Here is a 14,706-nt window from a genome sequence, read left to right on the forward strand (position 1 = left end):
CTGAAATCGGATAAAAAGAAGGCTTGAGCCGTATGATGGGAAACTGTCACGTACGGTTCTGAGGGGAGTTGGGGGCAGCGATGCCCCCCGCTTACCCGACTAAATAAGCTGCCTATATGGGCAGCTTATTTTATTTTTGGCTTAGCGTGGTTTTTTCCGAAATGCTGGCTATACCAATACTAGATTTAATTTAAGATTTACAAACTATTAATCAAAGAAATTATTCAATTCCTTACTCATTACGTTCGATGTTTTGGGCTTTGGTTTCTCATTTTTATTAAGCAGCGACTGCGTAGTATTATTCTTATTTTTTTGATGAGATTTTAAGTGCTCTTGGCGTTCTTTATAACTCATAGGTTTATATTCTGGTTGCTTCTCATCATTTTTCGAATGCTCTTCTCTATTTTTTTCTAAGTTTTCTTGTACCGTAATACTAATAGATTCGTAAACTTTTGCTACATCTTCATCTAGCTTGTTTTCTTCGATATGATTAAGCGTTTCTTCAATTGGAACCGTGTTGATTTCTACATGTGTTTCTTCTAGCTCTGTTATTGTAACGGGAAGTGAAGTAGATTCTATACTTGTTTCTGCAGTTCCTATCATTGTAACGGGAAGTCCATCAGATGGGAATTCTTCAAACAATGGTTCGGTCTCAACAGGAATCACGGAATGAATAATGGAATCTTTATTCCAATCTTGCTCTAACATAGTAATAGATAATTCTTTGTTTAGTTCTGCTACCTCCATGTTTATTTCATAGCATTCTTCCATAGGAGGTAATGCTATATCTATGGTTTCTTTAATATCTTCTTTCACGGCCGGTTCTTTTATTTCAGAGCTTATACTTTCTACATGTGTTTCTTCTGCTATAACAGGCAGTTCACCATTTCGTTGTAAGGCATCTATTAATCTCGATGCACGTGTATAACTAATTTTAAACGTGTCTTGTAGTACAGATATAGAGATACTTCCCGATTCCTTCACAAAACTTAAAACATCTTCGTATAGAATATCCTTAAAGGAGCTAGTTTCCTCTTGTTCGATTTCTTCGCCTTCAATTGGAATTGCTACTTCCGGTGAAATAGTATTGTCAGGTGAATGAGTAGTAATAACACTTGTTTCTTCTGATGTACTACTATTATTTGAAATTAATACTTTACGAGGACCATCCCCTGTGTAAGAACTTACAACTAGATTTTGTTCTAACTTCTCAATATATTGCATAGATTTCATATAGCTAATCTTGAATTTTCTTTGCAGAAGAGATGGCGAGACTTGTTGTGATTCGATAATAAATTCCTTAATATCTTCATACAACTTATTTTCAACTTCATCATCAACATTCCCCTGCTGGTTCATTGCTGCAGGATCATTAGATAAGGTTTCATTTTGAGACTTTTGTCCCTTATAATCCTCCAATGATACAATGTGTTGATGCTCCTCGTTTGTTTCTATGGAGTTATTCTGTTCAATCTCACCTTCTTGTATAGGTGGTAATGGTTGTATTTTCTTCATGTTTTCTGCATCTACATGCTTCATAGGATTAGCTTTTTCTATAGATTCATTAATAAGGCGAAGACGCTCATTTTCCCAATATTCACCTGTTTTTGTATCTACTTGAATAATTGCTTGGGCAAATTCTTCTTTTGGTACAAAGTTACTTGTGATTTGTTGTACAGGTTGCACATGATTATCTTGTACGATACGAGCAGCACAGATGAATGCCCCTTGTGCCATGATATCTCCTGGTGACATAACAACTTCTTTCGTTTTTTGATAGGTTGATCCTAGTCGACTAACTGGATTCTCTTGCATAGGAGAAATGCCCTGTTCGGATTCTGCCTCTTTAAATTCCTCTTTCTCACCAAACATGTCAGAGAAAATTTTTGCATCATATGGTGTTACATCTCCAAATATCATTTTGTTACGGAATGAACCTAGTAAAGTAAACATGTATTGCTCTGTGAAGTCGAGAGCTAATTGCGATAGTGTTTGGCTAGCGATTGTTAAAATTACTTTATATTTACGAGATTGTGCAGGGAATTCTTTAAACGGCCGCACAACGTAATCCGGAAACTCATCGACAATAATATGATGGTAAGGTGAGACGTTTGGATCTCTACGGAATACTGCATTTTGCATACTTAACAATACAAATTTTCCTAATACGTTTGAAAGGTCTGCTAATTCTCCTTTTGCCGTATTGACTAACAAAATCCCACCCTGCTCTAAATGAACATCGAAATCAAAATCGGATTTTCCAAATAAAACACGTCGTATTAAAACGTTTGAAGCTAAATCTTTTAATATGTTGCGTAAACCTTTTACATATTCTTCTTCTCTGTCATAATGCATCGGTTGTCCGCGGTATTTTCCCGATTTATAAACGGCTGGTTCACCTTGAAAATCCAGCTTTTCACGAATGGTATTATCAAACCATTCGTCTATACCTTTTATAATTTTATATTCATTTTTTTGGTCACGTGAAGCTGCTCCACTTTGAACAAAATCATATAACTTTTCGACCTGTACCTTTAATAGCTTATGCATTCGGTGAACACGTTCTACATCGTCATACATCTCAATCAAATCGTCGAAGGTAACATCTTTTTGTGGGTTGTGAAGCTTTAATAAATAGATATGTTGTTTAAGGTGGTTACGCTGCGCTTGTTCAAAGAATGCATTGTTAGATTCAGACAAACCTTGAATAACCATTGCGAAAACTTCTGCTACTTTATCTACTGGTCCTCGCAGAATGTTTATATTTTTGGTATCAGGATTAGTTGGATCAATGTAGTAAACTGCACTTTCAGGTATTTTATGTGCTTGCACTAACTTAAAAACCTTTTGGCATAAATCATTACTCGGTTCGATAACAGTCACACCATTTAAAAATGTTCCTTTTACTTCTTCTGTATGATAATCCTTCTTTTTAAAGACATTTATGAACTTATTGATAAAACGCGCCATCCAATGTAAATCTTGATTAATCATGGGAATAATTAAACTAGATGTTTTACCAGAACCAATAGGACCAATAATAATACAATTTAACGTTCTATCTTTCCCCTTAATACGAACCATCTCTTTATGCTCAATATGCGGTCCAATTTCTACATCAGGATATATTTGTTCTTCTTGGCTATTAAACCATTTTTGTAATTTGTGATTTTTATATTCGTATTTTTGTACCCACTTTAATATCTCTTCTCGGTAGCGAACAATATGCCCACTATACCAAAGTGTAAACAAAATCATAAATACTGTTGGTAAAAATACAAAAATCATAGTGAGTGTGTGAAAATTACCTGTTAAGACATGACCTAAGGCTTCATACTCACCAAAATTAAGATGTTTTGATTTATCCGCTAGATAAGGAATAACCTTTGCATGGATCGGAGCAGTTGCAAACCATAAAAATTGAATATCAACCGCAAAGTGGGAAGCAACCAAGATTATTAGTTTCCCATTATTTATATGTAAAGCTGGAATACGGCTGTAAAACCTAAAGCTAAACTCTCCTAATAGTAAAGAAAAGAACATTAAAATAAGCGGTACATATGTAATTTCTATAGGATAAGACGGTGGTTCAAATGCATAGTAGAGTAACTTGATGTAGTTTACTAAACCGAATCCAAATGAAAGAATAAATCCGCTAATTAAGCCGATTGTAGTAAATAACGGTAATCGTTGTTTAAATGTCTCCATATAGGCTCACCTACTTCTTACAGATATAGTTGAGCTTTATGTTTAAACTGGAATCGATTATTGAATTCTGGTTGGAATAGTTCCTTTGATTTTTCGAGAAAGAATTTTGCTGCATCTTCAGTTTGTTTTAAATATAAATCAATACTCTCTCTTTCACAGAGTTGATTGTATTCTTCTTGAGAAAGTACCGCGATATTTACCTCAATCTTTTTATCCGTTGCCGTTTCAATTATGACATCGTACCAATAGAAATTTGGTTTCCCTGGAATTTGGATATCTTGTAGAGAAACACTAAACGTTGCCCCCTCTTCTGTAATATGATTAAGGACTAGTTCCGGGTTTTTAAATGCTTCTCTAGCAGAGAGCACTCCCCCAGTAGTAGTAGTTGCATATTGTAAATCCATTTTGATTTTCCACCTTTCTCCATATAAAAAAAGGCAAGCGACACCCACTGTAAAAACAGCGTGTGTCGCTTGCCTTAATTTCATATGTTCTGATTTGATTGTAGTTTTTTGTGTTTAGTTCAAACGTAATTCTATCACCTTAAATAATAAAAATCAATAAAATTGTATAAAAGTATATAAAAAATTAACGATTAATATAATTCAACAAGCTTGCGTCTTTTCGGATGTATGTTATTTGCAGTACGTGCCATGATCTGTTCATCCGCATCGATAGTAACACCTTCATTTTGGAGGGATAGCAGTAATACGTTGTCATACGTGTCCATTAAAAGTATATCTCTAGCCTTTTTGCGCTTTGGATAAATCACAACAAGCGGCACCCCTTCATCACCTTCTCTTCTTGAAAACACAACATCGTCTAATCTAGCAATCATTCGGTAATCATTTTCATTCCCAAAAATAAAGAAGAAATCTTGCATTACATCTTTATCTCTCTTATACGTTCGTCTAAGACCACCATCTATTTTCTCTTTAAATGTTTGAACTGTTTCAACAAATGCATAGCGCCAATCAGCATCTCCTACTGTACGTTTAGATAAAGGTAAGAGAATATCTTGTTCAAAGTTTTGATTATCATCTATTCCTAGAAGAATATCTGAAATAACATCTCCAGCTTCTTTCAAAGAGCAGATGTGCATATTTAGGTTTGGTAGATTCATTAAATGTTCATGATATTCTCGCATAGAAAATAAGAGATTCTTCATACGTACGTATGGAGGTTCTGCATCTTCTGCAAGGAACATCGACTTGTCATACATAACAAAAACAACAGTTATATTTTTAGTGTTTTTTTGTGCATATTCAATATACTTCCCCACCTTTTCAACTAAGGTAGCATTGGTTTCTTTGCACATATCCATTTCAATGTAAATATTTTTGTCTTTATATGAAATGTGTTCATCAGGAATTAGAAGTAACCCTGCATCTTCAATTTCTGTTTTCTTTTGTTTTTGATGATATGAGCGAATATCTAACTCGCATAATAATTTATTCGTATTGGTCTTTTTCGACACTTCCAAAAGTGTGCGTACTAATATTTCTCTTGAGCAGAGTGTATGTAGTGAGATTGAAGAAGAATATCTACGTTTTGAAGATCCTGCAGGAATCCTTCCTAATTCTTGAAGGTAATCAACCATTCTATCTTTTAAGGAGAATGTCGCACGTCTGGTTATACTATCATCTCTTTTATCAATTTTTTTAGTCAAGATAGCACCGTATTTTGAAAAACGATTAAGTTTCGTAAACACACTATCCTCAGAAAAATCTCTACCCTCAAATGCACTATAAAGCTGAGTAATTTGTCGTGTAGTAAGATACCTTTTGTAATATAAAAATGTAAATACAAATATATCGGCCTCTTTTAAACGAAAAGATTTCTGTGTACCTTTGCTTGTATATTTATACGTTTTACTTTTCATTATATGCAACTCCATAACTCGAATGTATTTTCAATAAATAACAACCATTTCTATATATCTTATTACAGCAAAATTTAGTTGTAAATTATTAAAAGTTTAAGCTGAATTTGCTTTAATCTAGATACTAAAACTTGTACGCTGAAGTTTGGATTACTTCTCTTCCTAAAAATTAGCTAGAAACATTGATTTATATAGTCTTTCAGTTCTTTTAAAATTGTTCGGACGGAAGACATGTTTTAACCGAACAATTTTTTAAAGGTTCAAGTATTGGAATAAAATCGTTAGGACGGCCTAACAATTTATTTAAACAATTACATTATATAAAGACATGTTACACATACAGAAAATATAATAGATTAATCACTTGTGCATTGTAGTTTCTTTTTGCTATTGAAATAGAAAAAGACCGACAAAATTATATTTGTCGGTCTATTGTTTAGAATGATAATTTCTTCTTTGCTGGTTGTGAATCGTCAGCAACTTCTACTTCAGGTTCAGCACCAAAATTTAATTTTTTCTTTTTAGGTTTTTCTTCTTGTACTGAATCATCAAATGCAAAAAGTTTATTTAAAACAGCATTGGATTTCTTTGAATTAGCTTGCTCACGTTCTTCTTTAATTCTCGTAATCTCATCAATAATATCACTAACACGTTTTGGTAATGGAAGTCCTGCAACAACTGAATAGAATTTTACTATATCCTCTTCTTTTTTTGTTGTATGTTTATTAACGTATGGAGCTATAGGACGTTCATCTACATATGGAGTTCTTTCTTTTAAGAAGTTTTCCATTTGATTAAGGAATGAGAAGTTGTATAATCGCCCTGCTCGCAGCGGTGATGTAACGATAGATAGCGCGCTTTTTTTAGCACTTTCTAGCTCTTCTCTTTCTGTATCGTATAAAACGCCTTTTTCTAGTGCGTTACCTAATTGAGTCAAGTAACCTAGCGGGTTTTCAGTGTCTAATTGATTTGATTTTAGTTCTAATTTTGCTAATGATAAAACGCCTGGTGTATTAATTACTTGAGCAAATTCACTCGCATCAAAATGTGTATCTGAAAACGGTGTAAATGATGAAGTAACTAGGTTAATCTCATGTAATGCATCAGCAATATATTTGTTACTATAGCTAGTATATTCGTTTGCTAAAGCACTTGGATTTTCCTCTTCAAATTTTCTATATAGTTTAGCGTTATCTATTAATACAATTGAGCCAAAAGCTTCTTGGTTCATAGCAATACTACGAATGCGTGAAGTTGCGTTTTCTAATACTTTTAAAGCCTCAGCATCACGTGGTAAAGTCAGTAACAATCCAAAATTGTAATCATGTTCATAGAGCATTTCAATAGCCTTTAATAGAGCACCAGTTCCTGTTCCTCCACCTAGACCACACGTAATCCAAATAAAATCACGATCTTCAAATTCCTGTTTTACCGCTTCGAAAATCTTTGTTTCATGCTTTACAAATGCTTCCTCTCCAACCTGTGGATTACGAGCTGCACCTTGTTCATATCCTTCTAACTGTATTTTACGGACGTTCCCTGTGTTTTTAATCTCAATTTTATTAAAATCTTGACTATTTGTATTAACAAGAATCGCACGATATGGGTATTTGTTATTTTTAATTTGTGTTTCTTTATTTGCGCACTCTGCTGCGATTGCACATCCACCCATACCTAGTCCTAAGAATCCAAATTTCAAACTAATATTTCCTTGGCTTTCGATTTCTGAAAAATTGCCTGCCATATGTATATCCTCCTCAAATATATATTTTAGTTGTTTTTCTCAACTCGTTTTTCCAGTTCCTTAATTAAAACATTTCCTAGATCTGTTACGTCATAAATTCGAACACGTCCTATTGCTTTGAAAGATATTAACCCTGCTCCTTCAAGTCTTGCAGTCATAATATCTAAAGCATATCGCGATGGAAGTATTTTTTTACCCTCATAATCTTTTTCATTCTCAATTTGATAGTCTTTATGATATTGGTTGATATAATCCCATAACTTTTCTTTGTTCATTGCGCCCTCGGCGTATAGCACACGTAAAGCCCAAATCCCATCATTTAAATTCTCACAAAGCACATCAATAATTTCACTACTACTCATTGATATATTAGACAATAATTTCACACCACCTTTAATAAATAATAAATTTTATCTATAGGTACAAAAAGACAAGATAATTATACGGAATTTAATACCGTTATAAAAGCCGTAAATACTTCGGTATATATTTCCGAAGTATTGTATGTACTAACTATAATACATCTACGGATGATAATCAAGAATCTTATTAAATCAATACTTTAAATACTTCCGTAATAATTACCGTAATTAATATTTTAATTGTTACGCATTTATTACGGTAATAAACACTGTAATGAATACGTAATGATTATAAAAGATGCATTTTAATAAGTGAAAATCCATGTAAAATTTTTAGTTCAGTTCACAGAATTTTAAGGTGATTTTGTACATAATCAAGTGTTAATCACGCTCACCCGACTAATCACCGCTCGATAACATAGGTATTATTGGTATGCAGCTAAATAAATGAGCAGTGAATGATTGAGTGATCAGGTATAAAAGTCCATGATATTTTATGTAATCTACAAAGGGGTTCTTTTAGTTTCTATAGAATTTTTATATAATGTATTATAGGACAGGCATCATATAGTTAGGTGGTGAGCAAATGATTGATGAACAGTTAAGCGATGGTTATTATCGCGTATCTGAAGTAGCAACCATGCTTGATATTCCTGAAAGTACTCTTCGTAGATGGTTGAATGATTTCGATGAGTACTTGAACATAAAAAAAGAACGCCAACTTAAATATGTTCATGAGGATAGTATTGATACAGTAAAAAAGATTAAACATTATTATTCTGAGTCAAAGAAAAAGCACGAAATTGTTGGGCTTTTAGATATGGATCCGACGGTTATTCGCAATGTTTATGCTGAAGATGTTGACGGTGATGGTGAACCAAAAGAAACATCACTAGTTAAAGCACAACAGGTCAATCCAGACTTTATAGAAGCTTTGACGGAAAAAATTACTGAGGAAGTTACAGCTAAAGTGACTGAAGAATTAACAAAACAAAATATGGAATTCTTCGCTGCGGTGGCTAAACAAAGTCAGGATAATTTCGATAGAATCAATAAGCGATTAGAGGAACGTGACGAAAAGTTAATGAGTACTATACGATTAATTCAAGAACAAAAAAGTGCTAATGCTCAGCGACAAGAGAATACTGAACAAAAAGGCGGCTTTTTCTCTAAGCTTTTTGGAAAAAAATAAAAAGGCTATCATTTGATAGCCTTTTTATTTTGCTTATTCTTAATATCATTTCAAAAGCTTAGTTCATTGATTATCAATATGATTCATTCACAGCTATTGTTTTAAACTTATAATAATCATAGAACTTAGGTTTATTTTGCTATACAAAGAGTTTTCTAATTCTATTTCTTCCAATCTGTGAACTACCCGCCACTTAACGTCCTAATGGACTGTTTGAAGTGGTGGCTTCTCGGTTAGTCGTTACTTTTGATAGCTAACGAATTTGTCCTAAGACAACCGAGCTAACCCCCTCGTTCCAAGGGTTATTTTATTGCTATCTATGCCAACGCTAATAGGCGTATTGCTTCATTTTTGATATTGATAGCTGCGTTATAATCTCTATCAAGATTTACACCACATATACAAGAATATACTCGCTCAGACAATGACATGTTTTTCACATTTCCACAACTGCTACATGTTTTTGTGGAAGGAAACCATTTGTCTATTTTCATAAGTTGTTTGCCTTGTTCGTGTAGTTTATAAGCTAAAAAAGAAGTGAACATACCCCAAGCATTATCAGCGACGCTTTTTCCAAAATGAAGTGCTTGCGACATGCCTTTCATATTTAGATCTTCAATAGCTACAACATCAAAATGAGTAGCTAACTCTTTAGACTTATGATGAAGGAAGTTCTTACGTTGGTTCGCTACTTTTTCATGTAACTTAGCTACACGGATACGTTGTTTATTCCAACGAATAGAACCTTTTGTTCTTCTTGATAATACTCGTTGTGCCTTTGCTAATCGGTCTAACATTTCACGATAGAACTTAGGATAATTGGCTCTCTCATCCTCAGAACTAACGTATAATCGATCCATCGCAAAGTCTAATCCAACAACTGTTTCTACTTCATTTTGTACAATCTCTTTTTCGTATTCAGTCAAGATAGACACATAGTATTTACCAGTAGGTGTCATAGAAATCGTACATGACTTGATTACATGGTCTTGTGGTATTTCTCTATGCTGCTTGATACGTACCATTTTCAGTTTTGGCAATTTAATATGACCGTTAAGCAACATAATATTTCCGTTCACTACATTCGTTGTATAAGACTTTCTGTCTTTTTTGCTTTTGAATGTTGGGAAGTCATTTTGACCACGAAAGAAATTCTTATAGGCAGTTTGCAAGTTTAGTTGAGCATTTGCCAGTGCTAATGAATCAACTTCTTTTAACCACTCAAATTCTGCTTTGTATTTCGCAGGAGTGGGAAGCTTTTGTTTCTTTAGTTGTTCCTTATCATCTTTGTGTTTTTCATACGCTTCTTTCCGTTCGGCTAACATTCTGTTATACACGAAACGTACACAACCGAAGGTTTTACGCATAAGATGTGCTTGGTCTCCTGTTGGATACAAACGGAATTTATATGCTTTATTATGCTTTGTCATATCATTTCACCTCACTTTTCACTTTGATTTTCAATATATTTTTTTACTACGTCTATTGATGAACCACCAGTAGTTAGTAAGCAAAAACCTCTTGACCAAAACATCTCTTTCAATAGTTTCATACTACTTAATTAGTAGTATGAAACTATTTTTATATTAATCATAAAAAAAACAGTTTATTCTTATTCAAAACTTACACCTTCACTCGATCACTCAACCATTCGCTAATCATTCATTCTAAAATAGTAATATGATTGACCGGTGATTAATTGACTGATTACAATTAGGTTTAATGCAATGAAATCAACCGTTCAATCACCACTCAACCTACATACGAAAATAACAGTATTTACACACAAGTGACTGGTGATTAGTTGGGTGATTTAAGGTGTGGATAATGAAAAATGTGCCATTAATGCGCTTTATCGATGATATTTTGTTAATTGAGCGACAATCAGGCGGTTGATCAGAGGCTGTTTAAGTTGTTCTTACTTATTGTGAATTGACTTTTGATTGAGCGGCGCTCAACGAGGTGTTTGAGTGGTGGTTATTTATACATAGTCATTTAGCAAAGGTCATACTTTTGAAAAAATCACCTTGCAACCATGGGAAAAACTATATATGATGTAGTTACTTTATATTTTTGTATTTTTTTAGATACAAATTTATTAATAATAAAATATTTATATAATAAAAAATAAAATATAAAAAAGCAAAAAAAGGTTCATCAGCCCAATGAAATAGCGCCAACTACTTCATTGTGGTACACCGCACAAAAATCCCAAAAGAAATTTTCAATCGACCGCGGTAAACAAAGCCAATAAACCTTTTTATTTTGCATGAAATTATAAGATAATTTTACTGTATCTTATGTATTTGTGCAACTTAAAAAGGGGATTTCTTGCGTAATTTTAGGCATTGTTTACCGTTGTTATACAAGTATTACTCTTTTAAGAGAGTAGTATTTTTGTATCCGTGGTATGACAGTGCCTTTTTCTGCTCTTTCGAAAGGAGTTAGCAACATTATGCATACGCAAATGGCTTTTTCCCAACAGAACTTTAAAGTTCATGGGGTTAAATTTTTTGATGGACTATTAAACATCGTAAAACTAGAAAATGAAAGAAAAGAGTTACCATCTTCAGCTTTAGCTACTTACATCTTGCTTCACTTTGAATGCAATGATATAGGAATGCTACCACGTGAATTTCAAATAATGGATCTTGCTAAGAAAAGTGGGATTCCCTACACAACAATTTATACAGGGTTTCAAGTTTGTTTGGAGCGTAGACTCGTAAAAGAAACACCTGTTGGAAATCGTACTGTATATGAAATTGTAGATTATGCGTTGTATAACCACACTACTGCAGAAACTGCAAAGATGACAGGCATATCGCTATCGTATTTCCGTATTCCATTTCACCTAATTCAAACAACGATAATGAGTAGTCTAGTAAAGGCTCGTGATAATAGAGGGATTATATTCCTTTTAGATTTAATCAATACTTTTTCAAGAAAAGTAGGTATGGAACATTATAAACATAAAATTGAGGAGTTTCAGATTACAAGAAAGATGTCTTCCTTAAAAAGGAGATTAAATCGTAATGCAAAGAAAGTAAGACACTACATAGAAATTATTAACCCCATCGTGCAATTTACTGCAATCGATTCTAAAGAGAAGAAATCTAATGAAACAAGAATTACTAGTGCAAGGAAACAGGTAAAACAAATCATCATTGAGAAGTTCAACGTTGTATTTTCTTCAAACTGCGTAATTGAGAATGATAAAAAAGAATTACATAGACCAGTAGCGAAGTGCAGAAAAGAAGCGGTGTCTCGTTTGAAACATATGGGACAGGCGTTACGTAAAAAAGATAAAGAAAATATAATGACTGCATTTAGACAAGAAATTGTTGATATCGCAATCTATTTACCGACGAAACAAAAACAAAGTGAATTATTAATTTACGCAATGACTTATGCATTAGATCAAGTGGAAAGTTGTTTGAAAGAGCAAGAAATATTCTCTATTCCAGCATTTATGCGTGTAAAGTTTAGAGAGTCCTGGATAGGTTTTAAGGAAAAAAACTTGTCTACAGGGAAAAAACACGATGCAATGATAAATTATCATAAGAAGAATGGTGTTTATCCGGAATTTATGTGATTTTAAAAAAATATATATGGAAACCCTTGTTAAAAAGTTACTTAAAAGCAAGGGTTATTTGGCATGTTCTTTAATTTGAAGACATGCTTTTTTATTTAGGAAAATATATCTATTAGCATTTTTACGGAAGCATATAATTGATTTACGTTATGTTTGGTTACGACTCGGTATGTTCATAATTCGATTCAATACTTGTGGTTATCTTAGTAATATGATTCTAACCTTGTGAATTCTTAGTAATATGGTATTTAACTTCTTAATTTGTGATTTCTATGATGTAGAGCTTGTATGTAATGGGGATATTACGATAGTGAATTTAGCTTAATATCCAGGAACGTATGTAATACAAGGCTTTAGAGGTGTTTGCTGAATCTCTTTATAATTAATGATTGAGTTTAGTTATATATATTTCTTGTTGTTTTTATATAAAATACTTGGATTATTTATATTTAATTACTTGTATTTTTTTAAATTAAATACATAGAAAAATAGAAAGAAGGAATAAATATAAGTTTACAAGGAGGTAATTAATCTATTGACTTTTAAAATTCATAGAGGTATTCTTATACGTGAACTACAATTAACTAAGAGAAATATACAAATTAATAGATTTAATTTCTAGCTAAACGGACACACCGAAGGCACATAACCTGCCATCGGTGTGTCTTTTTTTTGTATAAATAACAATAAAAAGGGAGAATTTGAAGCTATGAACGAAATTGTGAACATGAGTAAAGAACGATTTACAAAGTATTGTGAGGAGAATGCAGCATTTGAAGAGGATATTAGTCGCATTATTAATCACTACTTTTTATTACTAGGGAATAAGGCAAATATCTTACAGGAAAGAGAATTTAATAACGAAATTGAAGAAAAAACGTTTAAAAATAATGTGAAACGTTTTGAAACTCTATTCCCTGCAGCTGTTAAAAATGCATTTTTAAAAGGATATCAATTATGCCTTGAGTTTATAAATCATCCTGAAACGCAAATTCCTGAGAATCTATATACTGATCCGAATTTTATAAAAGATATTCCTTTTGCCTTAGCAAATGCATCTGAATATGAATTGTACGAAATCATTCGTACAGATGAAACACAGGAATTTAGTGTATTTGCTATACGAACATATGAAGGGATTCGTCCATTGTTAGAACAAGTATTTTGCGAAGTTGCATTCACTGGTGCTGAATATGCTTTTGAACATGAGCGAATGGAAAAAGGACTTGAATTAAAGAAAGGTAATAGTACCTCGTTAACCAAAGTTCCTGTAGATCGTCTTTTCGCGATTACGCCTTCTGTTAATGGAGTTGTTGTACATGCGGAAGAACATTGCGAGATTTGGAATTTAAATTGGAATAGCAAAGTAACAATTAATGATCCTTTTATTGAGCTTGCTGAGGTTACGTTTATTCATCAAACAAAAGATATGATTCAAAAAAATATTGAAGATGGTGTTTTATACTACAGCATTCTTTATCTTGGTACACCTTTACATGAGATACAAGATCGATTAGAAATACGAGTAAAGCTAAATTCTGATTTTGGAGCTCCACGTACAATGGAACAAGTTGAAATTGAGTATATTTTGAATGAGATTATTGGGAAGGTTCATCTTGAGGCACAAATTCCAATTGAAAACATGATTTTAATCCAACGTTAGATTTTGTAGGAGGTTAACTATGGTGAAAAAAATCGTTTTAGCTATTAGTGATACTGTATATACGGCATATTTACGTGAGGATTTTATTGGTGCGGGATTTGAAGTAGCTGATAGTGATGTGATGCATATCAAGTATCTAGATGAAATTCTAGATACAGAACAGCCCGATATTCTATGTATTAATGACAAACGATTAAATATTGATGCGGGACATGAAGAGAAACGTGAATTGATTATCTTACAGAAACTAAGAGATATTCGCTTTAATCGAGATATTCGTATTGTGGTATTTACAGAGCGTGAAAATGATGATGAGTTTTTGGCGAAACTGATTTATCTAGGTATCTATGACATTTTTAACTCTCGTAGAATTGATATTGATAATAAAGTTATCCCGCAGCTGCTACAGGAGTCGGATATTAAAAATGTAGCAGAAATTGTAGGCGCAAGTCAGTGAACTGGACCCGAAAAGTTAGACATATATTTAAGCAGCTAATAAGGATTGAATTCTGTATTTTACAGGAGGCAATCCTTTTAATTTTGCCTTAATCCTTTTATTATTG

General features: G+C 33.0%; 10 protein-coding genes and 2 pseudogenes. 4 read left to right on the forward strand and 8 right to left on the reverse strand.

Annotation, left to right across the window (positions count from 1 at the left end; translation table 11 throughout):
- Window positions 1-207 precede the first annotated feature (207 nt).
- The 5 genes from ACTFRN_RS27730 to ACTFRN_RS27750 all read right to left on the reverse strand — a co-directional run bounded on the left by ACTFRN_RS27730 (window position 208) and on the right by ACTFRN_RS27750 (window position 7,696).
- Window positions 208-3,708: a DNA translocase FtsK gene (locus tag ACTFRN_RS27730; protein WP_000447304.1), complete on the reverse strand. Its 3,501-nt coding sequence runs from the start codon at window positions 3,706-3,708 to the stop codon at window positions 208-210.
- Window positions 3,709-3,725: 17 nt separating this feature from the next.
- Window positions 3,726-4,112, reverse strand: coding sequence for a hypothetical protein (locus ACTFRN_RS27735; RefSeq protein WP_000365750.1), 387 nt, complete (start codon window positions 4,110-4,112; stop codon window positions 3,726-3,728).
- Window positions 4,113-4,303: 191 nt separating this feature from the next.
- Window positions 4,304-5,590, reverse strand: a complete 1,287-nt coding sequence (locus ACTFRN_RS27740) for a replication-relaxation family protein (RefSeq protein ID WP_000837871.1) — start codon at window positions 5,588-5,590, stop codon at window positions 4,304-4,306.
- 436 nt (window positions 5,591-6,026) lie between these two features.
- A complete protein-coding gene (gene repX, locus ACTFRN_RS27745; protein WP_000918313.1) occupies window positions 6,027-7,334 on the reverse strand; it encodes a plasmid replication protein RepX in 1,308 nt (435 codons plus the stop codon).
- A gap of 26 nt (window positions 7,335-7,360) precedes the next feature.
- Window positions 7,361-7,696: a hypothetical protein gene (locus tag ACTFRN_RS27750; RefSeq protein WP_000098927.1), complete on the reverse strand. Its 336-nt coding sequence runs from the start codon at window positions 7,694-7,696 to the stop codon at window positions 7,361-7,363.
- Between the two features lie 586 nt (window positions 7,697-8,282).
- Between ACTFRN_RS27750 and ACTFRN_RS27755 the strand changes: the two genes are divergently transcribed.
- Entirely contained in the window at window positions 8,283-8,888 is a 606-nt protein-coding gene (locus tag ACTFRN_RS27755) for a DUF3967 domain-containing protein (protein ID WP_000564666.1), read from the forward strand.
- 317 nt (window positions 8,889-9,205) lie between these two features.
- Here ACTFRN_RS27755 and ACTFRN_RS27760 read toward each other — a convergent pair whose 3' ends face one another.
- Entirely contained in the window at window positions 9,206-10,318 is a 1,113-nt protein-coding gene (locus tag ACTFRN_RS27760; RefSeq protein WP_000160678.1) for an RNA-guided endonuclease TnpB family protein, read from the reverse strand.
- A gap of 11 nt (window positions 10,319-10,329) precedes the next feature.
- Window positions 10,330-10,437: pseudogene (locus ACTFRN_RS27765) on the reverse strand (transposase); the annotation flags it as partial.
- 906 nt (window positions 10,438-11,343) lie between these two features.
- On the opposite strand from ACTFRN_RS27765, the gene ACTFRN_RS27770 reads away from it, so the two are divergent.
- The 3 genes and pseudogenes from ACTFRN_RS27770 to ACTFRN_RS27780 form a co-directional block, all read left to right on the forward strand.
- Window positions 11,344-12,480 (forward strand): hypothetical protein, encoded by a 1,137-nt coding sequence (locus tag ACTFRN_RS27770; protein ID WP_000557422.1) that lies wholly within the window; start codon window positions 11,344-11,346, stop codon window positions 12,478-12,480.
- A gap of 709 nt (window positions 12,481-13,189) precedes the next feature.
- The gene (locus ACTFRN_RS27775) at window positions 13,190-14,143 is read left to right on the forward strand and encodes a hypothetical protein (protein ID WP_001002941.1); all 954 of its coding nucleotides are present in this window, start codon (window positions 13,190-13,192) and stop codon (window positions 14,141-14,143) included.
- Window positions 14,144-14,162: 19 nt separating this feature from the next.
- Window positions 14,163-14,597, forward strand: a pseudogene (locus ACTFRN_RS27780) (hypothetical protein); the annotation flags it as partial.
- Between the two features lie 30 nt (window positions 14,598-14,627).
- Here ACTFRN_RS27780 and ACTFRN_RS27785 read toward each other — a convergent pair.
- Window positions 14,628-14,706, reverse strand: a 79-nt coding sequence (locus ACTFRN_RS27785) for an IS3 family transposase (protein ID WP_333563413.1), incomplete at its 5' end; no start/stop codon positions are given.

The sequence above is a fragment of the Bacillus cereus group sp. MYBK245-2 genome (assembly GCF_051916145.1).
GTDB classification, from domain to species: domain Bacteria; phylum Bacillota; class Bacilli; order Bacillales; family Bacillaceae_G; genus Bacillus_A; species Bacillus_A pacificus.